This window comes from Paenibacillus solisilvae (genome assembly GCF_042656405.1).
Taxonomy (GTDB): domain Bacteria; phylum Bacillota; class Bacilli; order Paenibacillales; family Paenibacillaceae; genus Paenibacillus_Z; species Paenibacillus_Z solisilvae.
The window spans coordinates 20,480-45,594 of record NZ_JBHSOW010000007.1; the positions used below are offsets into that span (position 1 = coordinate 20,480).

The 25,115-nt window shown below is 50.7% G+C and carries 26 protein-coding genes and 1 riboswitch; of the genes, 1 reads left to right on the top strand and 25 read right to left on the bottom strand.

Annotation, left to right across the window (positions count from 1 at the left end; translation table 11 throughout):
• Window positions 1-120: 120 nt before the first annotated feature.
• The 18 genes from ACFPYJ_RS01180 to upp form a co-directional block, all read right to left on the bottom strand.
• Window positions 121-1,608, bottom strand: coding sequence for a stalk domain-containing protein (locus ACFPYJ_RS01180; protein ID WP_379186204.1), 1,488 nt, complete (start codon window positions 1,606-1,608; stop codon window positions 121-123).
• Between the two features lie 49 nt (window positions 1,609-1,657).
• Window positions 1,658-2,797 (bottom strand): prolipoprotein diacylglyceryl transferase, encoded by a 1,140-nt coding sequence (locus tag ACFPYJ_RS01185; RefSeq protein ID WP_379186205.1) that lies wholly within the window; start codon window positions 2,795-2,797, stop codon window positions 1,658-1,660.
• Window positions 2,798-2,941: 144 nt separating this feature from the next.
• Window positions 2,942-4,546 carry an ArnT family glycosyltransferase gene (locus ACFPYJ_RS01190; RefSeq protein WP_379186206.1) on the bottom strand — a complete coding sequence of 535 codons (1,605 nt, stop codon included), beginning with the start codon at window positions 4,544-4,546 and terminating at the stop codon, window positions 2,942-2,944.
• 122 nt (window positions 4,547-4,668) lie between these two features.
• Window positions 4,669-5,436, bottom strand: a complete 768-nt coding sequence (locus ACFPYJ_RS01195) for a glycosyltransferase family 2 protein (RefSeq protein WP_379186207.1) — start codon at window positions 5,434-5,436, stop codon at window positions 4,669-4,671.
• 50 nt (window positions 5,437-5,486) lie between these two features.
• Window positions 5,487-7,010 (bottom strand): alkaline phosphatase family protein, encoded by a 1,524-nt coding sequence (locus ACFPYJ_RS01200; protein ID WP_379186208.1) that lies wholly within the window; start codon window positions 7,008-7,010, stop codon window positions 5,487-5,489.
• Window positions 7,007-8,023 (bottom strand): lysylphosphatidylglycerol synthase transmembrane domain-containing protein, encoded by a 1,017-nt coding sequence (locus ACFPYJ_RS01205; RefSeq protein WP_379186209.1) that lies wholly within the window; start codon window positions 8,021-8,023, stop codon window positions 7,007-7,009. The genes ACFPYJ_RS01200 and ACFPYJ_RS01205 overlap by 4 nt, the downstream gene beginning before the upstream one ends.
• 371 nt (window positions 8,024-8,394) lie before the next feature.
• A complete protein-coding gene (locus ACFPYJ_RS01210; protein WP_379186210.1) occupies window positions 8,395-8,793 on the bottom strand; it encodes a F0F1 ATP synthase subunit epsilon in 399 nt (132 codons plus the stop codon).
• A 114-nt stretch (window positions 8,794-8,907) separates the two neighbouring features.
• On the bottom strand, window positions 8,908-10,326 hold the full coding sequence (atpD, locus tag ACFPYJ_RS01215; RefSeq protein ID WP_379186211.1) for a F0F1 ATP synthase subunit beta: 1,419 nt from the start codon (window positions 10,324-10,326) through the stop codon (window positions 8,908-8,910).
• A gap of 39 nt (window positions 10,327-10,365) precedes the next feature.
• A complete protein-coding gene (atpG, locus tag ACFPYJ_RS01220; protein ID WP_379186212.1) occupies window positions 10,366-11,226 on the bottom strand; it encodes an ATP synthase F1 subunit gamma in 861 nt (286 codons plus the stop codon).
• Window positions 11,227-11,347: 121 nt separating this feature from the next.
• Window positions 11,348-12,862, bottom strand: coding sequence for a F0F1 ATP synthase subunit alpha (atpA, locus tag ACFPYJ_RS01225; protein ID WP_379186213.1), 1,515 nt, complete (start codon window positions 12,860-12,862; stop codon window positions 11,348-11,350).
• A 16-nt stretch (window positions 12,863-12,878) separates the two neighbouring features.
• A complete protein-coding gene (locus ACFPYJ_RS01230; protein ID WP_379186214.1) occupies window positions 12,879-13,427 on the bottom strand; it encodes a F0F1 ATP synthase subunit delta in 549 nt (182 codons plus the stop codon).
• Window positions 13,424-13,906: a F0F1 ATP synthase subunit B gene (gene atpF, locus ACFPYJ_RS01235; RefSeq protein ID WP_379186215.1), complete on the bottom strand. Its 483-nt coding sequence runs from the start codon at window positions 13,904-13,906 to the stop codon at window positions 13,424-13,426. The genes ACFPYJ_RS01230 and atpF overlap by 4 nt, the downstream gene beginning before the upstream one ends.
• 104 nt (window positions 13,907-14,010) lie before the next feature.
• Window positions 14,011-14,235, bottom strand: a complete 225-nt coding sequence (gene atpE, locus ACFPYJ_RS01240; RefSeq protein ID WP_379186216.1) for a F0F1 ATP synthase subunit C — start codon at window positions 14,233-14,235, stop codon at window positions 14,011-14,013.
• 76 nt (window positions 14,236-14,311) lie between these two features.
• On the bottom strand, window positions 14,312-15,067 hold the full coding sequence (atpB, locus tag ACFPYJ_RS01245) for a F0F1 ATP synthase subunit A (protein ID WP_379186217.1): 756 nt from the start codon (window positions 15,065-15,067) through the stop codon (window positions 14,312-14,314).
• A complete protein-coding gene (locus tag ACFPYJ_RS01250; RefSeq protein ID WP_379186218.1) occupies window positions 15,067-15,477 on the bottom strand; it encodes an ATP synthase subunit I in 411 nt (136 codons plus the stop codon). Before ACFPYJ_RS01250 ends, atpB begins: the two co-directional genes overlap by 1 nt.
• Window positions 15,477-15,749 carry an AtpZ/AtpI family protein gene (locus ACFPYJ_RS01255; RefSeq protein ID WP_379186219.1) on the bottom strand — a complete coding sequence of 91 codons (273 nt, stop codon included), beginning with the start codon at window positions 15,747-15,749 and terminating at the stop codon, window positions 15,477-15,479. The genes ACFPYJ_RS01250 and ACFPYJ_RS01255 overlap by 1 nt, the downstream gene beginning before the upstream one ends.
• A gap of 190 nt (window positions 15,750-15,939) precedes the next feature.
• The gene (wecB, locus tag ACFPYJ_RS01260) at window positions 15,940-17,088 is read right to left on the bottom strand and encodes a non-hydrolyzing UDP-N-acetylglucosamine 2-epimerase (RefSeq protein WP_379186220.1); all 1,149 of its coding nucleotides are present in this window, start codon (window positions 17,086-17,088) and stop codon (window positions 15,940-15,942) included.
• 50 nt (window positions 17,089-17,138) lie between these two features.
• Window positions 17,139-17,768 (bottom strand): uracil phosphoribosyltransferase, encoded by a 630-nt coding sequence (gene upp, locus ACFPYJ_RS01265; RefSeq protein ID WP_379186221.1) that lies wholly within the window; start codon window positions 17,766-17,768, stop codon window positions 17,139-17,141.
• A gap of 347 nt (window positions 17,769-18,115) precedes the next feature.
• Between upp and ACFPYJ_RS01270 the strand changes: the two genes are divergently transcribed.
• Window positions 18,116-18,940: a M15 family metallopeptidase gene (locus ACFPYJ_RS01270; RefSeq protein ID WP_379186222.1), complete on the top strand. Its 825-nt coding sequence runs from the start codon at window positions 18,116-18,118 to the stop codon at window positions 18,938-18,940.
• 89 nt (window positions 18,941-19,029) lie between these two features.
• Here the strand turns inward: ACFPYJ_RS01270 and ACFPYJ_RS01275 are convergent, their stop codons facing one another.
• The 7 genes from ACFPYJ_RS01275 to ACFPYJ_RS01305 form a co-directional block, all read right to left on the bottom strand.
• Window positions 19,030-19,674: a TetR/AcrR family transcriptional regulator gene (locus tag ACFPYJ_RS01275; protein ID WP_379186223.1), complete on the bottom strand. Its 645-nt coding sequence runs from the start codon at window positions 19,672-19,674 to the stop codon at window positions 19,030-19,032.
• A 240-nt stretch (window positions 19,675-19,914) separates the two neighbouring features.
• Window positions 19,915-20,994 carry a glycine-rich domain-containing protein gene (locus tag ACFPYJ_RS01280; RefSeq protein ID WP_379186224.1) on the bottom strand — a complete coding sequence of 360 codons (1,080 nt, stop codon included), beginning with the start codon at window positions 20,992-20,994 and terminating at the stop codon, window positions 19,915-19,917.
• 166 nt (window positions 20,995-21,160) lie between these two features.
• The gene (locus ACFPYJ_RS01285; RefSeq protein WP_379186225.1) at window positions 21,161-22,408 is read right to left on the bottom strand and encodes a serine hydroxymethyltransferase; all 1,248 of its coding nucleotides are present in this window, start codon (window positions 22,406-22,408) and stop codon (window positions 21,161-21,163) included.
• Between the two features lie 50 nt (window positions 22,409-22,458).
• Window positions 22,459-23,046 (bottom strand): TIGR01440 family protein, encoded by a 588-nt coding sequence (locus ACFPYJ_RS01290; RefSeq protein ID WP_379186226.1) that lies wholly within the window; start codon window positions 23,044-23,046, stop codon window positions 22,459-22,461.
• A 19-nt stretch (window positions 23,047-23,065) separates the two neighbouring features.
• Window positions 23,066-23,524, bottom strand: a complete 459-nt coding sequence (gene rpiB / locus ACFPYJ_RS01295; protein WP_379186227.1) for a ribose 5-phosphate isomerase B — start codon at window positions 23,522-23,524, stop codon at window positions 23,066-23,068.
• A 111-nt stretch (window positions 23,525-23,635) separates the two neighbouring features.
• A riboswitch (ZMP/ZTP riboswitch) is annotated at window positions 23,636-23,718 on the bottom strand.
• Between the two features lie 131 nt (window positions 23,719-23,849).
• Window positions 23,850-24,425 (bottom strand): low molecular weight protein arginine phosphatase, encoded by a 576-nt coding sequence (locus ACFPYJ_RS01300; protein ID WP_379186228.1) that lies wholly within the window; start codon window positions 24,423-24,425, stop codon window positions 23,850-23,852.
• Between the two features lie 45 nt (window positions 24,426-24,470).
• Window positions 24,471-25,031 (bottom strand): manganese efflux pump MntP, encoded by a 561-nt coding sequence (locus ACFPYJ_RS01305; protein ID WP_379186326.1) that lies wholly within the window; start codon window positions 25,029-25,031, stop codon window positions 24,471-24,473.
• Window positions 25,032-25,115: the final 84 nt, after the last annotated feature.

The window sequence follows — 25,115 nt, forward strand, 5'->3', positions numbered from 1 at the left end:
TGTGTACGCTCACTCCTTCAGCTTGATAAAAACGCGCCAGCCCGCCCTGAAACAGGGCGGACTTGAGCGGGGATCTAGATGAATGCTGTTCGCCCGGCCTGGGCGATCAAAGCAATCATCTTATTTAATAACAATAACTTGACCATTGTAGTAGTAAGCGTGGTTGCCGGAGAGCTCGGCAATTGCGCGAAGCGGCAGGAACGTCGCTTTGTCTTTTACGACTACCGGTTGATCAAGCTTGAAGTCTTTGATCACTTCGCCGTTCTTCACGACTGTATTTGCTCCGATCGCAAGCTCAAGCGTAATTCCGTCTTTGGATACAACTGCCGTTTTTGTTGCTGCCACATAGTTCACTGTATATCCGAGAAGCTCCAAGTAACGTGTAGGTACAAGGGTCCGGAATGTGGATTTTTGAACAAACGCTGCAGCTGCAACGGTTTGATTCGCTCCGTTTACTGTCACTGCTTTCGTACCTGGCTTGAACGTAATTCCGTCCAGTTGGACAAGGTATTCTGCCATCTTATTCGTAAGCAGCTTGATTGCAGCTGTATCACCAGCAGCAGATGCTGTAAGAATTTGCGGGTTCAATGCTTGCGCTTCTTTATAGTTTTCACCAAGGAAAGGCTCATTGGCTGCGAAGAAGCCTACGAGCTCTCCTCCTGTAGCTGCCGCGCCGGCAAGATCTTTTTTCCCGATCTTCTCCGTTACTTCAATGCTGTATGCACTTACTTTAGCGACGAAGCAGCGCGTAATCGCACGCTTGATTGCAGCGGCATTAATCTTCTTCACATCGCCCGAAGCGAATGCTTTGTTCACAATATCGGCATCAACCGCATCGCCGCCGCGCAGGTAGCCATACACGGATTGGTAAGTGAAGTAACCTGCGATAACCGCAGCAGGCTGCTCAGCCGCCGGCAAAGCGGAGATTTTCTGTGCGTAGCTTAGAGCAGCCAATGCGAACACTTTAATTAACGTTTTGTCAATCAATTGACGGTGAACGTTGAACTGAACAAGATCCTTCTTGGCGATGTCATCTTTGAACAGTGGAAGTACTTGGTCAAACACTGCTTTTTGCGAGATTGTAAAATGATCGTCGGTTGCTTGAACAGTCGCCTCAAGAGCAGAGGTATACACGAGTGCTGCTTTATCGACAAACGCTTGTGCAGTGGCCTGATCACCCGCAGTCAGCGCTGTTTTGGCACCTGTGTTAAGAAGGTTTTTGATAATGAAGAAGAAGTAGAACTGCAGGCCTTTGTCTACCGCCTGCTCTGCCTGCTGGTAGGAAAGCGTGCCAGCGACAGCTTGATCAAGGACGAACCGGATATTCTCATTCACGAGCGGGTCGCCGGCTTTAATGCTGCTGTCGATTGCCAGCACGTTTTTCTCGAAGCTTGCGATATATGCCGCTTTGATGTCGGCAATGGGTTTCTTATCGGCAAATTGCTGCTTAAGGTCCGCGAAAGCCTTAAGCTGCGGGGCAACATCCTGATTGACTGTCGGCTTAGAAGGCAGATCATCGGCAAATGCCGTTACTGCAAAAGTGAAGAATGCGGCAGCAAGCATGGAAATCGTTAGAAGAACGGAAACGGATTTGTTCAAACGGTTCATTAATTATCGCTCCTAGTTTTGAATGAAATGAATAATGACATATTTTTCTTTAGAAGAAACCTTTGCGCCTCGCCCACCACACAGCGCCTCCGCCTATAACCACAATCCCGCCAATAACACCGATAGTTACGGCTGGATTCGTGCGGTCTTCATGCTGCATCGGAGCATGAACTTTAGTTCCGTCAATGGTCTCCGCCACTGCTTGATCGGCTGTGCTGTCCGCCGCTTGACCGGCGTCAGCCGACTGATTGTTCGCAGCCGCTGGTTCATCAGAGGAAACGGGAGTATCGGGACTTCCTGCAGCTGGCTGCTGATCTTCATCGACCGGCTTAACAGCTGTGTCGTCTGCGGGCTTGCCGGAATCATCGCCGGCAGGCTTGACGTCATTGTCACCCGGCTTAGCTGGTTCATTAACGGGCGATTCTGCAGCGGGCTCTTTGACAGCGTCGTCTTTAGCCGCATTCGTATCTTGACCTGTTGTCACTTTGCCAGGCTCAGCGGGTGCAGCAGGCTTCGTAGTCGTACCTGTACCCGGCTTTGGCTTTGTAACGGTTCCAGTGCCCGCCGGCTCTTTCACAGGTTCTTTGTAAGCTGTGTAAGGGAAGAATGGTTTAATCGTGCTGTAGATAGAATTGACGGCTGCTTCCAAGGCTTTCTTATCCGCATCCTTCTGTCCCACTCCGAACAATCCCGGATTGCCGATCGCATCGAGGGCTTTATCAAAATCCCCCTTGATGCCGTCCATCTTCGAAGCAGAAAGCTTGGCTTCCGCATATGGGGCCAGGGTATCGAAAGTCGCCTTTGCTTTTGCAAGCAGCAGCTTTGCTTTGGCATAATCGTCAATGGACTGTACAGCATTTTCAAAGCGGCGGTCGATATTCATCACAAGGATGGATTTGTAGTTCGAGATGGTCTGTGCCGCTTTGCGTGAAGCGAAGTTCTTATCTAAGGTTACGGCTACCGATTCTCCGAAGTGGGAAGCAATCTCCGAGCGACGGGCTTTGTGGGCCGCCAGTGCGCCATCCCAATCTGCAGGTGATTGTCCAAGCGAGGATACAACCAGCTTGAAAGTCTCTGCCACATCTTCTGAATCGGCACTTCCGTAAGAGTACGCCCATACGCCCGTCGGCGAAAGAGCGAGAAAGATCGCAACGACCAGCATTGCGGTTTTCACTGTCATCATGCGCATGATTTCACCTTCTGTAACTTAATAGTATGTACATATGAGATGATTTCCATCAGCTCCGAGGATAATGATAATCATTTTCAATTGGAGTGTCAATACGTTATGAACAACTATTTACTAAAAATTGTAGAACTCATACTGAAGCCTCTATCTGATCCACTCATAGACGGTTATATCGTGATAAACGGGGTCAAACAGCGATTGGCTGCGATAATGCGCAACCTCCCTGACTTTAGCCTGCAGGGGGCCCACTTGTGCCTCGAAGCCCTTCAGCACATGATCGGTGAGCAGTATAGTTGCATCCGGGTTCGCCTGTATATCCGCAATGAAATAGTTGTACGTCTCGATTCTTCTACTCGGGATCGGCGTATGCAAATATTCCAGCACGCGTGTCTCTTCCCAGGTGTAGAGCACCGTGCTTCCCGGGGCCGGAGCGGATTGAAGGGCGCCAGCCAGCTGATAGACCGCTGGCCGCTGGCTTGCTTGCTGCGCGGCCAGAAGGCCGCCTTGCGCCGCCTGGAGCGTGATAATGCCGGCGGCGAGAATAGCGCCGGCGGTTTGCAGTGCGCGCCGGCTTCGCAAGGCGCGCGGGTTTGGCGCGGCAAGCGGCGGTTGCGGCGGTGCCGCGCGGAACAGCGCGAGCAGCAGCAGCCACATCACGCCAATCAGCGGCGTGATGTGGCGCGGCTTGTCGATGTTCTGCGCCAGCAGCGCCCAGGCGCCATAGGCGCCCGCGAGCATGGCGAGCGCCCCCGGCAGCGGCGGGCGGCTGAGCCATGCCGCCGCCCGGGCCGCCAGGCGCGGCCCGCGGCTCGCGGCCAAGCGCGGGGCGCGGCTCGCGCCCGCGCTGAGCACGGCCGCCAGCAGCAGCGCGGCGGCCGCCCCAAGCAGTGCTGCGGACCGGGCGAACATCCCGGTCCACAGCACGTTATCGCCTGCGAAGCGCAGCGCCCGCTCCGCAAACGACACATCCGGCGCGGAAGCAACGCCGCCGCCCCACTTGTCAAAGTGCCCCTCCGTGAACGCTGCAGCCAGCTCCACGAATCCGATAAACCCACCCTCGCTGAGCGCGAGCCCTGCGACCCATAAGAGCTGGAAGAAGCCTGCAAGCGCGATGAAAACGACCGCTCTTGGAACCGGCCGTTTACCTTGTGACCTCCACTGCTTCATGAGTATCGCCGCCAGCCATACAAGCGACAAACCGAAGGGAACAAAAGACAGCCGCACGCCCATCAGCAGGCCAAACAAAAATAAAACGATCCAAGCTGATGCCCAGGTCCGGTGCTCCATCGCTCTCCACCAGCTCCATAAAAACCACCATAGTACAGCAATTCCGGCCGCTTCTGACATTGGGCGCAGTGCCTGCAGCCATAGATAAGGAGAGGTTAGGATCAGCAGCACAGCCAGCAGCGACCATATCGGACTAAGAATCCTTCTGGACAACAGCCAAATAGGCATAACTGCCGAAGCCGTAAGCAGAATATTCAAAACCGCATAGGCATGAACCGGGTCAATTCCGAATTGCCGTACAGCCATAGCCCCCAGCACAAAATAAGGATAACCGGGAAAATGAGGCTGCATCGCAAGCAGATCAAACCGGTCTAACGCCAGTACAAAATCAACTTCATCCCAGGAAGCGGCAAATGGGCTCATGTGCATGAAGCTGTAGACCATCCACCCCAGGACGAACAGAATGCCAAGAACGGGCACCAGCGCCGCCCTCAGCCTAAGCTTTTTATTCAGATGGCGCACCCGTTCACACTCCTAAATCCCGCTCTGACTTTTGAACTTCCGTCTATGTCACTGCAATCGCCGTAATACCCTTCACACTTCACACTTCTCATGCGATCGTGACCGCTAGCAAAATAATGATGTTACTCTTCCACCTTCGGTCCATGCTGCAGATGCATACGTGGCTTGAGAGACTGGAACTGCTGCCGCCTTTCTACCGGACGGCGCATTTCCTTCCATATAGCCGGGAGTACATTGCCCATATACTTCCGGAATTTAATAAAGGACTGCCCCTGCGTTCTAACCTGATACGAGATGGGCACTTCCTCCATACGAAAACCCTGCCGGAGCAGATTCAGCGTAAGCACCTGAGCATAGTTATAATCATGGATGATATCCGCTCGTTCCATAGCTTCCCGCGAGAATCCCCGCATTCCGGACTGTCCGTCCCAAATCATCCGGCGAAGCAGCACGCACTGCAGGAAGGTGAAGCACACATTTCCGATTCGCCTGTGAAGCTTCATCCCGCGTATCACGCCTTTGAAGCGCGAGCCCATCGTATAATCCGCCCGCCCTTCTAAGATCGGCGCCACCACATCGGGAATTTCTTCAGCCGGATATTCATTGTCCGCATCAATCATCAACCCGATATCCGCTCCCAGCCTGAGGCTCGCCGCAAGCCCTTCCCGCACAGCAGCTCCAAGACCCTGGTTCCGTGCAAACTGAACGATATGATCCGCTCCGGCTGCCCGTGCAGCCTCGGCTGTCCGATCCGTAGAACCATCATCTATCACGAGCACCTCGACCTCCCAGCCCGGACGCACTTGTCGCGGAATACGGGAGATCACCGCCCCAATATTCAATTCCTCATTATGTGCCGGCAGAAATACAACCAGCTTGCGATTAACCATGCTGTCCAACTTCCTTCTTCATGTACTTCCTTCTAAGGCAAGTCACATTATTATGCTTTACGCTGCAGCTTTAACGCATGATCCTCCGCCTTCATTCCTGTAGCCGCATTCCTATCTACCGCATCAAGCAAAACCGGTCCGCGGCTGTGGCTTGGGAAAGGGGCTCCGAGCAGATAGGCCAGCGTCGGAGCCATCGATACGAGGGAATGTTTCTCCTCCACTTTCACACCGGGCTTAACGCCTGCTCCATACATGAAGAAAGGCACATACCTTTCCCCTTCATCCAAATGCCCATGGCCGCCAATCCCGTCGGCTTGCCCATGATCCGCGCACACAATATACGTCGCTTGATCTGCATATCCGCCTGCTTCAAGCCAGCCGACAAATTCAGCAATCAATTGGTCTGCCTCTTCAATCTTCTCCCGGTACTCATCGAATAAAGCACCCCGGCTGTGACCCGTCTGATCGGTAGCGATGAATTGAACGACAAGCAGATCGGGCGTCTGCTCTTTAACGATCAGCTTCGCACGCTCCATAATATTGCGGTCGGCCTTATCATTATGCATGACAGCCGTCACACTCTCCACGTCATCCCCCATGGAATCAATCAAGTGCGCTATGCCCAGTAATCTGCCCACTTTACCGACTTTACGCAGGCTGTCGAAGATCGACTCCACCTTAATGCCGAGCTTCCACACCATATTGGACGTAATTCCATGCTCCCGCGGGTAAGTGCCTGTGAACATCGAAGAGAAGCAGACTACCGTTCTTGCCGGATAGACCGTCTCCATCTGCGTATACTCGGTCCCTTGGGCGCGCATTTGCTTCATAAACGGCGCATTCGCCTCCTCGAAGCGGTCCTTGCGCATCCCGTCAACGACAAGCACGTAGACCTTCCCGCTGACAGCCTTCTCCGGCACAGCTGCATTTGAGGTATAGCCCGGAATTTCTTTGGGCTTCCAATCGAACAAATTGCGATGCAGCACCAGTGTATAGATCACAAGCCCAATGACAAAACATGCATAGCTAATCCCTGTAAAATCACCTGCAGCAGTCTCGCCGGCTCCACTCCAGCGGCTGCCCGCCATATCCACGATAAAGAGCAGGAGCAGAAACTTCGGCATCTGCTCTTGAGCATTTCCGCTTGTTGAATCACTATTCTTCAGGACAAGCTTCCAGAACCTTCTGAAATTCCACCACGAAGTTCCGATGCGAAGATGATAATAGAATGTGCCCCAAAAATAAATCGTAAAAAAGAAGAACAAGAAAAGTGCAGTCCCGTATAAACCCAGATCCAGCGAGGCATCACGCCATATGATCAGCGCTGCAACAACAGGCAGCCACAAGTAATTCCGCAGAAACAGCGGAAAGTCATATACAAAATACAGCGCAAATACCGGCAGAGCCGCGAGCAGCCCGATCCCAAAAACAGCCCAGAAATCCGGATTCCCCCAATCCCCAAGGTGATACAGCAGGTAAGTCCCCATTACAAAAATCGGCGTAAATGGACGTCCCTCATTCAGCATATTCCAGCAGCGCGCGGCCACAATTTCAAATCCAGAAGCTTTCTTCATGATTGATTTCTCTCCTTTTTCTCACGCAGCCTGAGCCACTCATTCAGATCAGACCAAGAAACGGCAGCAAGCAGCAGCGCTGCAAGCCCCGCCGCATATGCAAATACGAATTTATAACCATGAGAGAGCAAGGCTACCGTGTACGCCTGTTCCCCCCGCATGCCAAGAATGCTTAATGAAGCGGTTAACGTCGTTTCATAAGTTCCGATACCGCCTGGGGTTACATGAAACAGCTGCCCTGCTATCGTCATTCCATTCGCCCAAACCGCCTGCAGGATCCCAATCTTCATATTCAGGGCTGACAGAACGCCGTATACAACAGCACCCTCCAGCAGCCAGCTTATGAAGATCAGCAGCGATAGTACAATGCCCCGAGGCGAGCGGGTGACGAGCCATAACCGATCCAAATGCCGCTTAGCTAAGCCGAATACAGAATGAATAAATCTGCTTTGAATTCGGATGGTCAGACTCTTATTCCCTGTCTTAGTGACTCGATTAATAAACAGCCCCGCAGTTAATGTGATGAGGATAATTATGATGCCTGCAGGAATCAGCCGATTTGCAGTGCCCGTCGCCTCCAAACCCAAGATCAGCGCCCCGATTGATCCAATGAGAAGCAGGGAAGCCATATCAAGCAGTCTCATAACTGCCACCGAATGAAGTGCATCATCCCAGCGCATTCGTGTCCGTCTAACCAGCATACCTGTCCGGGCCAGATCGCCAAGCTTTATCGGCAGCACGTGATTCACCAGCAAACTGACAAGCAGCGGATAAACATATCCGCGCAGATGATCTTCTCTTTCTCTGCCTACGTATAATCGCCATGCAGCAGCCTTTAATATGAAGGAGCATCCGTAACCGGCAGTCATCAGCAGCAGAATGCCGGGTGATCGGATCAACTGAAGTGCCGACTCCCCGAGTTCCCTGCCTTGGAACCAATGCAGCGAACTCCTAATAAATAAGGCAGCCATTACAAGGCCGCCAGCCATTGTCATTATTCTTTTCAATCTCACAATCGCACCTTCTTGAGCCTATTCCGTACGCCCTTAGACGTTATTATCCACTTCAGTGAGAAATATTCTCATTTAGTATAGACGGCAGGGATGGACACGTCAATTGATTTTGTGAAAGAGCTATAATTTTGCGTAAAAAAGCAGCTTCCCCCTGCTCAAAATCAAAGGAGAAGCTGCTTATGATTACCTTACATTACCTGGTCATACGTTTCTGACTGGCAGACTCAGCCATATGAAATATGGCGCTCCGATCAAGGCAGCGATTAACCTTGACGAGATATCTTTGCACAGTTTCAAGCCCTGCCGACGAAGCTCTGTTCAAACAAAAAAACACCCCGTCGTGAACCGACAAGGTGTTCCTATCAAGACAATTAGCGCTGTTTAACAGCAATCCGGTTCATTGCACGCTGCAGAGAAAGCTCAGCACGACGGAAGTCGGACTCATCGCGTTTACCGCCTAGACGCTGCTCAGCACGCTGCTTAGCTGATTCAGCGCGGTCCAGATCAATATCACCTGGCAGTTCCGCACTTTCGGCCAAAATAACAACTTTGTCTTTACGCACTTCTAGAAATCCGCCATTCACGGCAATCACTTCTTCAGCACGGTCCTTCTTGATTATTACTGGAGCAATCTTCAAAGGTGTAACCAGTGGAATATGATTAGGAAGAATCCCCATCTCACCCTCTGAACCTTTAACGATAATCATATTAACATCCTCAGCATAAACCTTACGCTCAGGCGTTACGATTTCTAGTAAAAAGGAGCTCATTCATTACCCTCCCAAACGTTTTACGGAGTAAAACGTACTTCGTAAGCATCAAACTTCAAAAGCATAGGCTTAGCATTTTACAGAGTAAAACACTAAGCCGTCCGCATTGGTAAATTAAACCTCTTGAGCGAGTTTCTTCGCTTTTTCGACTGCCTCTTCGATTGAACCAACGTTATGGAAAGCCGGTTCTGGAAGATCGTCATGTTTACCTTCAAGGATCTCTTTGAAGCTGCGTACAGTATCTTTAACCGATACGAATACACCTGGGATACCGTTGAAAGCCTCTGCAACGTGCAGCGGCTGCGACAGGAACAATTGGATCCGGCGCGCACGAAGTACGATGAGTTTGTCATCCTCGGACAATTCGTCCATACCGAGGATAGCGATGATATCTTGAAGCTCTTTATAGCGTTGAAGAAGCTTCTTAACGCCTTGAGCAACTTGGTAATGTTCGTCGCCCAGAATTTCCGGGGTCAGGATACGGGAAGATGAAGCGAGCGGATCAACAGCCGGGAAGATACCCATTGCTGCAATGTTACGCTCAAGGTTAGTTGTTGCGTCCAAGTGGGCAAACGCCGTTGCAGGAGCCGGATCCGTATAGTCATCGGCAGGAACGTAGATCGCTTGGATGGAAGTAACGGAACCTTTTTTCGTCGAAGTGATACGCTCTTGCAGCTGACCCATTTCAGTTGCCAACGTTGGCTGGTAACCTACCGCGGACGGCATACGGCCGAGCAATGCGGATACTTCAGAACCAGCTTGCGTGAAACGGAAGATGTTATCGACGAACAAGAGAACGTCTCTGCCTTCTTCGTCACGGAAGTACTCAGCCATTGTAAGACCCGTCAAAGCTACGCGAAGACGCGCGCCAGGCGGCTCATTCATTTGACCGAATACCATCGCTGTTTTGGAGATAACGCCTGAATCGCTCATCTCGTGGTAAAGGTCATTACCTTCACGAGTACGCTCACCAACACCGGCGAATACAGAGATACCGCCGTGCTCTTGAGCGATGTTATGAATAAGCTCTTGCATCGTTACTGTTTTACCAACGCCGGCACCACCGAAGAGGCCGATCTTACCGCCCTTTGCGTATGGAGCCATCAAGTCGATAACTTTAATACCTGTTTCCAGGATTTCTTGCTGTGTGGAAAGCTCTTCGAAAGGAGGAGCTTGACGGTGAATCGGGCTTGCGATTGTACGGTCAACGTCTCCATTATTATCGATTGGATCACCAAGTACGTTGAAAACACGGCCAAGAGTAGCCGGCCCAACAGGTACAGTGATCGGGTTGCCAAGGTCAACAGCTTCCGTTCCTCTGACCAGGCCGTCTGTGGAAGACATCGCTACGCAGCGCACTAAGTTATCGCCGAGGTGAGTTGCTACTTCGACAGTAAGGTTAATGTCGCGCTCGCCGCTGTTTTGAGCTTTCTTTTCAATCTTGATTGCATTCAGAATCTCAGGCAAATGACCGTTTTCGAAAGCAATATCGACAACTGGTCCTGTTACCTGGACTACACGTCCCTTGCTCATTCCTGTACCTCCTTATATTACATGATTTCTGTATATTTCTTATTGCTGAGCATTCGCTCCGCCGACGATTTCCGCGATTTCCTGTGTGATTGCCGCTTGACGCGCACGGTTGTACGTAAGGGTCAGGCCTGCGATCATCTTCGTCGCATTCTTCGTCGCATTACCCATTGCTGTCATCCGGGCTCCGAACTCACTCGCTTTACCTTCCAAAACTGCGCTGTAGATAACCGTTTCCGCATATTTGGGCAGTAGTACGTCGAGAACCTTCTCTGGTGACGGCTCATATTCATAGTCCGACTTCGCTCCTGACAATTGCGACTGATCTAGCGGAAGCAATTGTTTGATAACCGGAACTTGAGTCATCGCATTATAGAACTGGTTATAGACAAGATGCAGTTCATCGTAAGTGCCGTTCTCGAAGCCTTGTACTGCTGAAGCAGCAATTGCTTTGATATCGGAGAACTTCGGTGAATCCGGTATTCCTGTCGCTTCTTCTTTGATCGCAATGTTGCGGCGTTTGAAGTAATCGCGGCCTTTACGTCCGATAACGAAGATGTCGTACTCGGATGCAGACTTATGATTCTCCTGCAGCGCCGTCCAAACTTTACGAAGCACGTTAACATTGTAACCACCTGCTAGTCCACGATCAGAAGTTACGACCAGATAGGCCGTACGCTTAATTTCGCGGCTTTGCAGCATGGGATGCTTCACTGTGCCTGCGCCCGATGCAATGCTGGCTACGACTTCCTTGATCTTGTCGGTGTATGGTCTTGCGGCGATTGCTGCCTCTTGAGCTCTTCTGAGCTTAGCTGCTGCAACCATCTCCATCGCCTTCGTGATCTGTTTCGTATTCTGCTTGCTCTTGATCGAACGCTTAATTTCGCGCATTCCTTTAGCCACTCGTTGTCACCACCTTATTGCCGGACTTGGGGCTCCCGAAGGACAAGCCCGGCTATTCCGCGTTTCTTTTTTCCAATCACACGCAGCTCTCAGCGCGCGGTTCGAAAGTAGAAGAAATGATTTAAACCGACACTGCAAAGCTTTTCTTGAAAGTCTTGATAGCTTCAACAAGCACTTTCTCGTTGTCGGAAGTCAGATCTTTCGTGTCGCGGATGGAAGCGAAAATTTCTGGTTTGTTAGCATCCACGTAGGAAAGGAGCGCTTCTTCAAAACGACGAACGTCCTGTACCGGAATATCATCAACATGTCCTCTGGTTACGGTGTAGAGGGAAACAACTTGACGTTCTACTGGAAGCGGTTGGTTAACACCCTGCTTCAGAATTTCAAGTGTGCGCTCACCGCGGTTCAGACGGGATTGCGTTACTTTATCAAGATCAGATCCGAACTGGGCAAATGCAGCCAATTCACGGTATTGGGCAAGGTCAAGCTTAAGCGTACCCGCAACCTTTTTCATTGCTTTAATTTGAGCGGAGCTACCTACCCGGGATACGGAGTTACCTACGTTAACCGCAGGACGTTGACCGGAGTAGAAGAGATCGGACTCAAGGAATATTTGACCGTCCGTAATCGAGATTACGTTCGTTGGGATGTAAGCAGAGATATCGCCGGCTTGTGTTTCGATGAATGGCAATGCAGTCAGGGAACCGCCGCCAAGCTCATCGTTCAGCTTAGCTGCGCGCTCAAGCAAACGGGAGTGAAGGTAGAATACGTCACCCGGATAAGCTTCCCGACCCGGAGGACGGCGGAGCAGCAAGGAAAGCTCACGGTATGCTGCCGCTTGTTTGGAAAGATCATCATAGATAACAAGAACGTGTTTGCCGTTGTACATGAAGTACTCACCCATCGAGCAGCCTGTGTAAGGCGCAAGGTACAAGAGTGGTGAAGGCTCGGAAGCACTCGCTGTTACAACGATTGTGTAATCCAATGCGCCTTGTTTACGCAGGGATTCAACAACGGTACGAACAGTGGATTGCTTTTGTCCGATTGCAACATAGATACAGATTACGCCGTTGCCTTTTTGGTTTACGATCGTATCGATCGCGATTTGTGTTTTACCTGTTTGACGGTCACCGATGATAAGTTCCCGTTGTCCGCGGCCGATCGGGATCATCGCATCGATCGCTTTGATTCCTGTTTGCATCGGTTCGAATACGGATTTACGAGCCATTACGCCCGGAGCCGGAGATTCGATTGGACGTGCTTGGGTTGTATTGATAGGACCATTACCATCAACCGGTTGACCCAGTGCGTTAACAACGCGGCCAAGCAATGCTTCGCCTACCGGAACTTCCATGATACGGCCTGTTCTTTTTACTTGATCGCCTTCACGAATACCTGTGTAAGGTCCCATGATAACGACACCGACATTGCTTTCTTCCAAGTTAAGCGCCATACCGACTACGCCATTGGAGAATTCGAGAAGCTCGCCCGCCATAGCATTTTCTAGCCCATGAACACGAGCGATACCGTCACCGACTTGGATGACCGTACCGACATCTACGACTTGAATCTCGGATTTAAATTGTTCGATCTGTTGTTTAATCAGCGTGCTGATTTCATCAGGTCTGATACTCAATTCCGTTCACCCCTATCTACAATACTTGAGTTTTCAACGATTGTTCTAAACGTGCAAGCTTGCCGGACAAGCTTCCGTCAAACAGACGGTCGCCGATACGCACTTGTACGCCGCCGAGCAGAGCCGGTTCTACGACTTGTGTCGCAATAATGCGCTTGCCTACGATTGTGCCGAACTGTGCTGCCACTTTCGACAATTCCTCGTTTGATAAAGATTTCGCGGAGTAAACTGTTGCGTGCGCTTCACCAAGCGCATCTCCCGCTACTTTCAAGTAAGCTTCGTAAACTTGGCCGATGGAGTTTTGACGTCCGCGGATGATTAGAAGCTCAAGTGTATTCAGAACGATAACAGACACCTTGTCAGATAAAGCGCCTTTAATGATTGCAATCTTTTTGGATACTTCTACGTTAGGCAGACCGAGAAATTTGCGGATATCCGCATCTCCCGCGAATGCTTCAACGACGATTTTCAGCTGTTTCTCAACATCTGCAATCGCATTGTTTTGCTGAGCAAGCTCGAACAACGCTTTAGCGTAGCGTTTAGCTACGACGCCCTCGCGGCTCATTTGCTTCCAACCTCTTTCAAGTATTGGTCAACAAGCTGCTCTTGCGATTTATCATCGATTTGTTTCTCGATGATTTTGGATGCGATCATAACGGACATGCCGCTAACTTGACTGCGAAGTGCAGCAATCGCTTTGTTTTTCTCGCTTTCAATATCTTTAACCGCATCATCCTTCAGGCGGCCAGCCTCGGATTTCGCTGCGTGTACGATTTCTTCCGCTTGTTTCGAGCTTGTCGATTTGGCTTGCTCGATAATATCATAAGCATCCTTGCGCGCTTGTTGAAGCGCTTGTTTTTGCTCTTCGTAATGCTGTTCCGCTTGCTTGCGGCTAGCTTCCGCTCCGTCAAGCTGATCTTTCACAAGCTGTTTGCGCTGCTCCATGATAGAGAGGAGCGGACCGAACGCATAACGGCTAAGCAGCCAGTATAGAATCAAAAAAGCAACCAGTTGGATGAAAAAATTGGACCATACGATATCCAACGAACTTCACTCCTTTCCGTAAATTAGCTAACCATCTTAGGACAGCTAGCAAAAGGAAGGCGCGGAGGCATAGGCACTCCCCGCCATAATTGCGATTGTAAAACTTAAGATTTGCCCAAGAAGATGAACGCGAGTACCAGAGAGATGATCGGCAATGCCTCTACAAGCGCTACCCCGATGAACATCGTTGTTTGAAGCGTACCGCGAAGTTCTGGTTGACGGGAAATACCTTCAACCGTGCGACCTACGATCAAACCGTTACCAATACCTGCTCCAAGTGCTCCAAGACCAAATACAATTGCTGCTGCAACTAATGCCAATGCTCCCATTAGAGAAATCCTCCTTAAATGTTTGAAAAATATAGTAGTTTATTTTTTCCCGTGTTTAACCGGGTTTGTTGCTGTGTTAATGATCTTCATGGACGACCGCTTGCGACATGTAAACCATGGTCAGCATAACGAATACGAATGCTTGAATGGCTCCGATGAACATACTGAAGCCCTGCCACACGATAAGCGCCGGAATACCGACCCAACCGAGACCCATGATAACAGAGATCATGACCTCACCGGCAAAGATATTCCCGTAAAGACGAAGCGACAAGGAAAGAGGTTTGGAAACTTCTTTAATGACGTTCAGCGGGAAGAACGGAATATACGGCTCGAAATAGTGTTTCAGGTAATGCTTGCGGTTACGGCGCATACCTTCAAAGTGAGTCAGGAAGATAACCACCGCCATAAGTGCACCTGCTACAGCCACATCGGCTGTTGGAGATTTCCACCATGAGATATGAGCCTCTTCTTCGCCTTCGGGAAATACTAAATCCATTCCAAGGAAAGTGGCTCCATGATGCGCTTCAGTAATGATACCGAGCGGAAGACCTAACATATTCGCTACGAAAATGTACATGATAAGCGCAATTCCGAGCGTTAAATATGGACGGCCTTTCTTAATATCCATCGACGTACCGATAAGGTTAATAACGAATTCGATTACCCACTCCAGAAAGTTCTGCATCTTCGTCGGATTAGTAACCGAAGCGTTGCGAACAGCCAGTCGAGCGAGTACGAATACGATAATACTGGTGACAACAATCGTGATAATTGCAGCTAGGTCAAAGCGAATTCCACCTAGAAGCACCTGAGGAAAAACGTGATCCATTAGTTGTTTTCACCCCTTTCATCGGAAGAATGCAAAGCTGCCGATCCACCCTTGGAACGAAATCCCAGTATGAGTGTTGCCAATTGAGCAACAAATAATCCGGCGACTGTTCCATAGAGACTAAAAGAAAGATACTCCGTGGCCACTACCACTGCCAGCAGGCCTATACAAGCACGAGTCAGAAACCCAAGATTCGTGCGTTTCGTGTCCTGCCCGGCCGCTTTTGCGCCGATCCGCTGTACTTTCCAAGAAAGATGGGATGCGTTTACAAGACTCGCCACTGCGCCAATTCCGAGACCTCCGAAGAGCGGTTTGTACGCCGGCCACAGCGCCCAGCAAATGCAGCATAGAGATAAAAATAAAAACGTCATGCGAGTGACAGTTCGCAGGTGGGCCGACAAGTCGTCCATCAGTTAGCTTTGCCCCCCGTAAACGTCCGAATGAGAAGTATGGCGACAACAATTGCGACAACAACGCCTATCGCCATTCCTGTTATCGACCAATATCCAGTATCCTGCGCAGCATCAAGCTTCAGACCCAGCCAATAGCCAAGTCCGAGACAAGCCGCGAAGGTACCGCCAACCGATCCAATGAGACCCATAGCCCGCCAAGGATTATCTCCAAAGCTGCCGTTTCCCTTGTCTCGATCTTCGCCGGACGGTTTTCTTTCGGATGGATTCATAGAGGAATCACTCCAAAACTCTTATTTATTTTATCCAAGCTACGTCGTGTTTGTCAATTGATATAAATTCAAACATTTAGTGAACAAGAAGCCGAAAACCCTTGATTTGTCTAGGGTTTTCGATCTTGCAAACCGTACAGTAGCACTGTATGCTGTGATGTTGCTGAGCATGCAGCTATATCAAACTTAACTATGAACGTTGTGTGAACGAATCAGGTCGATGAGTCGTTTTTCCAAAATGATGCAGGATCGCCTGAACAATACGTACGGAAGCCTGTCCATCCCCGTAAGGATTGGCCGCTTTACTCATTTTCTCATACAGTTGATTGTCTGTCAGAAGAGCGCGCGCACGGCTGTACACAGCCTCTTCATCCGTCCCGACAAGCTCGAGCGTACCGGCCTCAATACCTTCAGGCCGCTCCGTTGTGTCACGGAGAACAAGAGTCGGCACGCCAAACGAAGGCGCTTCTTCCTGAAGCCCGCCAGAATCCGTCAAAATCATGTAGGTGTGAGGATAGAAGTTATGGAACTCGAATACATCCAGCGGATCAATCAGCTTAATGCGCGGATGATCGCCCAGGATTTCATTGGCGGGCTCACGTACTGCCGGGTTAGGATGAACCGCATAGACAATCGCCACATCTTCGAACTCATCGGCAATTCGCTTCACCGCACGGAAAATATTGCGGTGCGGCTCACCTAGCGCTTCACGGCGATGTGCAGTCATCAGAATCATTCGTTTGCCTTTTGCCCAATCGATTACAGGGTGGGTAAAGGATTTATCAACTGTATATTGAAAGACATCCGTAGCGGTATTACCCGTTACATAGATGGTGCTATCGGATTTATTTTCTTTGCGCAGGTTGTCGGCAGCCTTATCGGTTGGTGCAAAATGAACATCCGAGAGCACACCGGCAAGCTGACGGTTCATTTCCTCCGGATACGGCGACATCTTATTCCATGTGCGCAGCCCGGCTTCGACATGCCCCACTTGTATTTGCTGCACGAACGAGGCGTAGCTCGCAAGGAATGTGGTTTGCGTATCGCCATGAACGAGTACGATATCAGGCTTTGCTTCACGAAGTACAGGCTCAAGCCCTTCAAGCACGCGTACCGTTGTTTCTGTAAGCGTCTGACGGTCTTTCATAACGTTGAGGTCGTAGTTCGGTGCAATCTCGAAGAAATCGAGCACTTGATCAAGCATCTGACGATGCTGCGCCGTAACGCATACAATAGATTCGATTTCATCCGGATGCTTCTGCAGTTCAAGAACGAGAGGCGCCATCTTAACTGCTTCCGGACGCGTGCCAAAAATAGTCATTACCTTTAGTTTAGCCACAAATTGTCACTCCTATTATAAGTTAAAGCGATTGGTGAAACGGTCAGTCCTTATTTGGTGCCGAACATGCGGTCCCCGGCATCGCCAAGACCTGGAACAATATATCCGTGATCATTGAGCTTCTCGTCTAAAGCAGCGAGATAAATATCCACATCCGGGTGCGCCTTCTGCACCACTTCTACGCCCTCCGGCGCTGCGATCAAACACATCAGCTTGATTTGTTGACAGCCGCGTGATTTCAAGGCTTCTATGGCTGCGCACGCTGAACCGCCGGTAGCCAGCATTGGATCGATCACGATAAGCAGCCGCTGCGTTGCATCAGAAGGGAGATTAACGTAATATTCCACGGGCTCAAGCGTATCCGGGTTGCGGAATAGGCCGATGTGACCTACTTTCGCAGAAGGAATGAGCTTCAGCATCCCATCCACCATGCCAAGCCCCGCACGCAGAATCGGAACAAGGCCCAGCATGCGTCCTGAAACTACCTTACTCTGGGCTGAGGTAACTGGAGTATGTACGGTTACAGTTTCTAGCGGGAGATCTCTTGTAATTTCATAAGCCATCAATGTAGCCACTTCATCAACAAGCTCGCGAAAGTCCTTTGTATTCGTATCTTTGTCGCGAATATAGGTTAGTTTGTGCTGGATCAGTGGATGGTCGCAAATCGTCAGATTGCCCATTGGGTTATTATCCTCCTGTGAGCTTCGCAGCTATCAATATGTGGTGCCTTTTTTACATTGTCGACACAATCCTGTTTATTATAGCATCGGATAGTTATTTCTGCACAACCGTTATGGACAATCGGTTTAAAGATGTGATATGCCACCTATTATGCCGCTTCCGATTATATAGGATACTTTTGATCGTTTATTATCGAATTCCGCAAAATTTTACAACTTGGACACAAGTCCGTCGAAATTTGGATACATGTGTGCCATCCATGGATACAACCATATATTATCCTTGTCTTATACCGGTTACGGATAACAGTGCGCCGCAGCCGTTCATGAGAAAAGGAGATCTTAGGATGAAAACCTCTTTGTCAGCCGCCATCATGATTACCGTTATGATCAGTTTATCAGCCTGCAGCCTGCCGAAGAATGAGCTTGCCGTGAAGGCTGACCCTGCCCCGGTGATCGGAACCAGCCCAGCCAAGGCCGATCCACCCAAGGCCATCCCGCCAAAGGTCAGCCCTCCTCCCAAGGTGAATAAACCACCCCAGCCGGCAGCGGGTGGAACCGATGACATTCAAGCTGTTGCTGATCCAGAATCGGACACAGTATTAATAAACAAGCAGCACATGCTCCCGGAAGGATATTTGCCGGCTGAGCTCGTCTATCCGAACGTCAAATTCACATTCAATGAGAAAATAGAGAAACGGATGCTGCGCAAAGAAGCAGCGGATGCCCTCGAGGATTTATTCAGTGCGGCGAGCAAAGACGGCCTTCCTCTGGCAGGTGTGTCTGCGTACCGCTCGCATGAACGCCAGAAAACATTATTCGAAGCCTATGTCCGCAAGGACGGAGAGAAAAAAGCGCGTACCTACAGCGCCTATCCTGGTACTAGCGAGCATGAAACAGGTCTTGCGATTGACGTGACCGGAGCAGATGGAAAATGCAGCGCCACCGATTGCTTCGCAGGGACTCCCGAAGCGAAATGGCTGGCCAAGCACGCGCATGAATACGGGTTCATCATCCGGTATCCGGAAGGAAAAGACAGCATTACCGGCTATAAATACGAGCCTTGGCATCTTCGTTATGTTGGGCTGAAGCCTGCAGCGGATATCTATGACCAGGACATAACGCTCGAGGAGTATGTTTCAGCGATAGAGGTATCCGGAAAAGTACATTGAATATGCTGCCAGTCCATAACCTCTAACAAAAAGAGCCTCAGAAATGCATCTGAAGGCCCTTTTTGCTGTTCTCATATCCAAGCCCGCCATCATGCGATACCTGAAAGAATCAGGTTCCATACCGTCTCAAACTCAACATCCACAGCCTCCGCCATCCATTCTTTCGCATGTGCGGGATGATGGAATCTCGAGGTTGCTATGAAAATGGCTTTTGCAATAACCTCAGATGGCCCAGACTTAAATTCGCCCGACTGGATCCCTTGATCGATAATCCGAGCAATCTGCCGGATCAGCCGATTAACATGTGTCGTAATCATTTCTATCGCATCCAAGGTAACTGCAGCGTACATCATAAACATCTCCGGATCCTCGATCGAATACGTCCGCTTGGCGTTGATGAGCGTCTCCAGCCATAAACGCAAACGTTCGGATGCACTTCCGCCTGCTTCGCCCACAACAGCCTCCAATGGTTCAGCGATGCATTGGTGAAGCCATCTCTCAGTGACCGCTTCACGCAAAGAAGATTTACTTGCAAAGTGCCGATATAAGGTGCCGTGGCTGACTTGAAGCACCTTTGCGATATCCACAACGGAGGTTTTATCCGGTCCAAACCGCCGGAGCACCTGTTCCGCGGCGTCTAAAATCATTTCTTTCGTTAATGGCAGATCATTTGTCACGATAGGTGAAGAGCAATCATCTTCTCTATTCATTGGTTGTTCATCCTGACTGCTCATCTTCCCTCCTCTTTGTACCTGCCATTATAACATAAATTATTAATGAAAATAAGAAAACGATATCAGATATTTGTCATTTGATACTCATGTTCTGCAAGTAACCCGGAACCGTGCCGTTCAGTTCAGCGCACCCAACAAAAAAGGCAGTTCCCATCGTGCATGGAAACTGCCGGTTTCAAAGAAGTTCAATCTCGCAGAACCAACCTTGGCCATGCCAAGTCCAGCTTAACCGCAACCTCCTCAGCTTCCTCCACCGCCGCAGGAACTGCCGCCGCAGGAGGAACCGCCTCCCCCATCTCCGCTGCCCGAGCTGCAGGAGGAACCGCCGCCGTGATGTCCATGACCATGCCCATGATCATGTCCGTGATGACCGCCGCTTTCGCCGCTGCATACATAAGTTGAACCGCCGCCGCTGTATTGCTCACGCTGCTCTTTTGTCTGCGCGTTGTCCATGTGCCGGTTGAAGTCTCCCTCATCATGCAGGGAGGAAAAGAATAACGCGCCGGATAATAATCCGGTCATCATCACAGGGTCATCCCACTGGGATTGATTGTACTTATCTTTGGAAGCCGGGCGGCGTTCGCCGCGCCTTGCCCGCGAGGCCAATGCTTTGCCCCTCTCAATTAAATACAGGACCGTATTATTAATATCCGGGAATAAGTCTGCCGCGGCTTTATTAAAGAATTTATGCTTGAGCGCATCTGCATCCAGGCCTTCCAGCTCACGAATGCGATCCGGGGACAGCGGAACCTTGTAGAACGATCCCCATAATTGGCCGCTGGCCGGCGCCGCCTCGAATAATTCTCCATATATCCAGTCAAACCACGCACGCTCACCGGGCTCTGGCCGCGCATCAGAAGTGTGGGGAGCATGGTGGATAAGTCTGCCGCAGAGTTCTTGACAGAACTGCTCATATTCTCTGGTGAACATCAGCATCTCATGCCACACGTCATCAACCCTGCTGCCGTACATCGGAACACCGCGCAATATCGCACACATGAGAAAATATCGTTTGAGCTCGAACCACAGCCACTGCCATTCTCCTTCACGCATCCGGGGTGTCACCTTCAGGACACGATCCTTAACCCGCTCCTCAAAATCTGCGGTCAGTACGGTTTCCAGCCGCACTGCGACAGATCGGGCGGGATGCTTCTCGGGTACCCCAAGGAACAGTGGAGGTTTACGTGCCGGAAAGCCGGATCTGCGGCCACCGCCACTTTGCGGGATATAATGTGACTTTGACCGGTTCGATAGTGTAGTGAGCAGCAGTACGATCCCTATAACCGCAATTGCTAAGATAAAACCAAAAATAGCGTTCATTCTCCCACCCGCTTTCGTTGGTATATCCCTATTCTACCATGCGCTGTAGTAGGTTTTCGTCTATTTATGTAAATTTTATACAGGCTTAACCATTAAAAAGCTGCTTCGCCATCCGATTGCCGGATAAAACGAAGCAGCCTGTAGTTACTATAGAGTCTTGATCAGATTAGTAAGTGATGCCCGGGTAAAGCGGGTACTGGGAAGTCAGGTCGCTGACCATGCCGCGTGCTTTTTCCAGAACAGCTTCGTCTTTCGGGTTCTTCAGCGTCATCGCGATCACTTCAGCAATCGTTGCCATGGCTTCTACGCCCATGCCGCGTGATGTTGCTGCCGGCGTACCAATCCGGATACCGCTTGTAATGAACGGGCTTGTCGGATCGAACGGAATCGCGTTCTTGTTGACTGTAATTTGAACGGAATCAAGAACATGCTCCGCGTCCTTACCTGTGATGTTCAGGTTGCGAAGGTCGATCAGCATCAAGTGATTGTCTGTTCCGCCGGAAACGATGTTGATGCCTTTGGCAATGAGAGCATCAGCCAATGCTTTGGCATTGTCTACGACATTTTTACCGTAGGTTTTGAAGGAAGGCTGAAGCGCTTCGCCAAAAGCAACCGCTTTTGCAGCGATAATATGCATGAGCGGGCCGCCTTGGGAACCCGGGAATACCGCTTTATCAATCGCCTGCGCCCATGGCTTACGGCAGAGGATCATACCGCCGCGTGGTCCGCGAAGCGTTTTGTGCGTTGTCGTTGTAACGAAATGTGCATGCGGCACCGGGCTTGGGTGAAGACCAGCAGCTACAAGACCTGCGATATGCGCCATATCGACGAAGAACAGCGCGCCTACGTCGTTTGCGATTTTGCCAAGAGCTTCAAAATCAATGATGCGCGGGTATGCCGATGCGCCCGCAACGATCATGCGGGGACGGTGTTTGAACGCCAATTTGCGGACCTCTTCATAATCAATGGTGAATGTTTCTTGGTTAACGCCGTAAGGAACGAAATTATACAGGATACCGGAAGCATTAACCGGGCTGCCGTGCGTCAAGTGGCCGCCATGAGCAAGGTTCATGCCAAGTACTGTGTCGCCCGGGTTAAGCGCTGCTAGGTAAACCGCCATGTTTGCTTGTGCGCCGGAGTGAGGCTGTACGTTCGCATGCTCGGCACCGAACAATTCTTTGGCGCGGTCACGGGCGATATCTTCGGCAATATCCACGTGCTCACAGCCGCCATAGTAACGTTTGCCCGGGTAGCCTTCTGCGTATTTGTTCGTAAGAACCGTTCCCATTGCTTCCAGAACCGCTTCGGATACGATGTTCTCGGACGCGATCAATTCGATGTTGTCGCGTTGGCGCTGCAGCTCAAGGCCAAGTGCTTTCAGGATTTCTGGATCTTGCTTACGTAGGTTTTCCATGGTTGGTTTCCTCCTAAATTTAAATTGCATGTTTGGTTATCTGAAATGAACTAATCGCAAGTACCGCCATCGGCTTCTGATTCCAGCGTGTAAACCGCCCTGGCGCCGCCAATGAGCTTGGGCCGCGTATAAGCCATTGTCAAATGTGCAGCTCCGATCGAGCGGATCGATGGACGGATCGGCACAGCTACGCGGCGTAAATGCATGCCGATGAAGGTATCGCCGATATCGATGCCGGCATGCGCTTGAACCGTTTCCGTTAAGCAGGCATGAGGCAGGTGTCTAAAGGCGTAAGCCGCCATGGAGCCGCCGGCTTTGGGCACGGGAACGGCATTAACCGGCTCTAATCCGTACCGCTGCGCCGCTTCCTGCTCCATGACAAGCGCCCGGTTCAAATGCTCGCAGCACTGAAATACCGGATAAAAACCAATATCCCGACGCACCGCTTCCACGCCTGCATATATGGCTTGTGCCGCTTCAAGCGTACCGGATGTGCCGATCCGCTGGCCGAGCACTTCACTTGTTGAAACCCCAATCACTAACAGCTGTCCGGCGCGAAGCCCGCCTGCATCCGCAAGCTCGCGAATGACCGTCTCCACGTCAGCTGCTGCCGTCGCAAGGCTGCGTCCATCACTCAAAAGTTTCACGCTCCATTACTCAAGGATGCGATGCATATTTGGATTCCAGCTGCATAACTTTGCCCACTCGTCCGACATGGCGCTCGCCGTTTGAGAATGGCGTTTCCAGCCAGATGCGAATGATTTCCTGGGCAATACCAGGGCCGATTACACGTTCACCCATTGCAAGCACGTTCGTATCGTTGTGCTCTCGTGTCGCTTTGGCCGAGAACATATCATGAACCAGCGCGCAGCGGATACCAGGAACTTTATTCGCAGCGATGGACATCCCGATACCTGTCCCGCAAATCAAAATACCGCGATCAGCTTGACCTTCCGAAACCTTGTCGCAAACCGGAAGGGCATAATCTGGATAATCAACAGATTGGTCACAGTTACAGCCAAAATCTTCAATTTCGTGGCCCAGCGATTGGATAAACGGCACCAGTTCTTCTTTCAGGCGGTAGCCGGCATGATCCGCGCCGATAGCGATTTTCATATGAATAATCCTCCCTTGTGGCCGCCTCCCGGCGGATTTTGTCGATTTGCTTAGTATACCTGATTTCGTCCAAAAAGACGAAAAAAGAGCAAGACGTGCTGTATGCACGCTGCTCTTTGCCCAGGCGACCGGCCGTATGATCCGATGCTCCACCGTGGTTTGATCCACTTTCGTCGCCAGTTACATCGGAAACCATCTTTATTGCTTTAATTATACGGGAAAGCCGGCTTGAAATCAACCGTTTCCCATGGCTGTCGGAAACGTTATGACCTTGTGTCTTAAGCGTAGGATGGCCGGCTATTGCAGCCTGCTGTTAGTCCAGATGCTATCGCTTCAGCTTGTTAAGCAGCTTCATGAGCGCTTGCTCGATTTCGGCTGCACTTTGCTCGTAGACATGCAGCGGACCGCCAAAGGGATCAGCGATGTCGAAGCTCGGAATGCGCTGTTCGAGCTGGAGCAAGCGGACGCGTTCCTCTTCACTCAGCTGCTGGCCGAGAATCTGCTTCATCTGCCAATCCGAGTAAAGAGCCTCCAGCTCTGCGATATCCGCGAGTACCTGTTCATCGCTGTTAACGAACTCTTGAAGCGTAAACGTCTTGTCTACCGCTTGCGGAAACCGCTGCAGCAGCTGACGTTTATGGCTGGTCGTCATCGTTAATACCAAATCCGCCCATACGATGCTGCCTCCATCAATTGCACTGGAGTTGCCCAAATGCGGGACATTGCGCCCTTTGAGAACCGTTTGCGCATTAGCAGAGATAGGCAGGCCGTCGACGGTAGACACGCCTGCCGAACGAACATCAAGCTGCCTGCCTTGGCGTGCAGCCAGCTCGCGGAGCATTGCTTCCGCCATGGGTGAACGGCAGGTGTTGCCGGTGCAAACAAACAATATCCGTTTCAAGCGTCTCGCACTCCTTTATGAGCATCATCATAAGCTCTTCGTTTATTAAAAGAGAAACAGCAGGCCAAATGTGAACAAGATGACACCGCCGCATGCCTCTCCGTATTCGCCCAGGCTTGAGCTGGCGCGTCTGCCGAGCATTAACCCGAGTATGGACATCAGTCCGCCAAAAAAACCGAATAAGAGTACGGTCAGCAGTACATCTGCCGCAAACATCCCAAGTGAAATGCCAACCGAAAAAGAGTCGATGCTGACGCTAAGCGCAAATACCAGCATTCCCCATACCGTGCGGTGATCAAAAGATTGTACCGCTTCCCCGCGCAGCGAGCTGTATATCATATGTCCGCCGAGCAGCAAAAGAAGAATGCCCGCAACGTGTGTCGCAACACCGCCGAGGAGGGTACTGACATATTGGCCTGTAACCATACCCATCAAGGGCATCAATATATGAAACAGCGCAATAATCGCGCTTAGTTTAATAATATCACGGAGCCGAATTCCTTTCAGCCCGATTCCGATGCCCAGGGAAAAGGCATCCATCCCTAAAGCCAGCGCGATGATCAGAAGCGTGAGCAGTTGCCCGGTATGCATGCCTGTCTCCATCATTGCCATTCCCGATAGACCCCCTTGTCCGCATTCTTTCTCAAGCATATGCGGACAAGATGGGAAACATGACCGGGATGCCGCTGG

Coding starts and splice junctions, on each gene's coding strand:
- ACFPYJ_RS01180 (WP_379186204.1), bottom strand. CDS start 1,608: ATGAACCGTTTGAACAAATCCGTTTCCGTTCTTCTAACGATTTCCATG.
- ACFPYJ_RS01185 (WP_379186205.1), bottom strand. CDS start 2,797: ATGCGCATGATGACAGTGAAAACCGCAATGCTGGTCGTTGCGATCTTT.
- ACFPYJ_RS01195 (WP_379186207.1), bottom strand. CDS start 5,436: ATGGTTAATCGCAAGCTGGTTGTATTTCTGCCGGCACATAATGAGGAA.
- ACFPYJ_RS01200 (WP_379186208.1), bottom strand. CDS start 7,010: ATGAAGAAAGCTTCTGGATTTGAAATTGTGGCCGCGCGCTGCTGGAAT.
- ACFPYJ_RS01210 (WP_379186210.1), bottom strand. CDS start 8,793: ATGAGCTCCTTTTTACTAGAAATCGTAACGCCTGAGCGTAAGGTTTAT.
- atpD (WP_379186211.1), bottom strand. CDS start 10,326: ATGAGCAAGGGACGTGTAGTCCAGGTAACAGGACCAGTTGTCGATATT.
- ACFPYJ_RS01230 (WP_379186214.1), bottom strand. CDS start 13,427: ATGAGCCGCGAGGGCGTCGTAGCTAAACGCTACGCTAAAGCGTTGTTC.
- atpE (WP_379186216.1), bottom strand. CDS start 14,235: ATGGGAGCATTGGCATTAGTTGCAGCAGCAATTGTATTTGGTCTTGGA.
- atpB (WP_379186217.1), bottom strand. CDS start 15,067: ATGGATCACGTTTTTCCTCAGGTGCTTCTAGGTGGAATTCGCTTTGAC.
- ACFPYJ_RS01250 (WP_379186218.1), bottom strand. CDS start 15,477: ATGGACGACTTGTCGGCCCACCTGCGAACTGTCACTCGCATGACGTTT.
- ACFPYJ_RS01255 (WP_379186219.1), bottom strand. CDS start 15,749: ATGAATCCATCCGAAAGAAAACCGTCCGGCGAAGATCGAGACAAGGGA.
- upp (WP_379186221.1), bottom strand. CDS start 17,768: ATGGGCAATCTGACGATTTGCGACCATCCACTGATCCAGCACAAACTA.
- ACFPYJ_RS01270 (WP_379186222.1), top strand. CDS start 18,116: ATGAAAACCTCTTTGTCAGCCGCCATCATGATTACCGTTATGATCAGT.
- ACFPYJ_RS01275 (WP_379186223.1), bottom strand. CDS start 19,674: ATGAGCAGTCAGGATGAACAACCAATGAATAGAGAAGATGATTGCTCT.
- ACFPYJ_RS01280 (WP_379186224.1), bottom strand. CDS start 20,994: ATGAACGCTATTTTTGGTTTTATCTTAGCAATTGCGGTTATAGGGATC.
- ACFPYJ_RS01285 (WP_379186225.1), bottom strand. CDS start 22,408: ATGGAAAACCTACGTAAGCAAGATCCAGAAATCCTGAAAGCACTTGGC.
- rpiB (WP_379186227.1), bottom strand. CDS start 23,524: ATGAAAATCGCTATCGGCGCGGATCATGCCGGCTACCGCCTGAAAGAA.
- ACFPYJ_RS01305 (WP_379186326.1), bottom strand. CDS start 25,031: ATGATGGAGACAGGCATGCATACCGGGCAACTGCTCACGCTTCTGATC.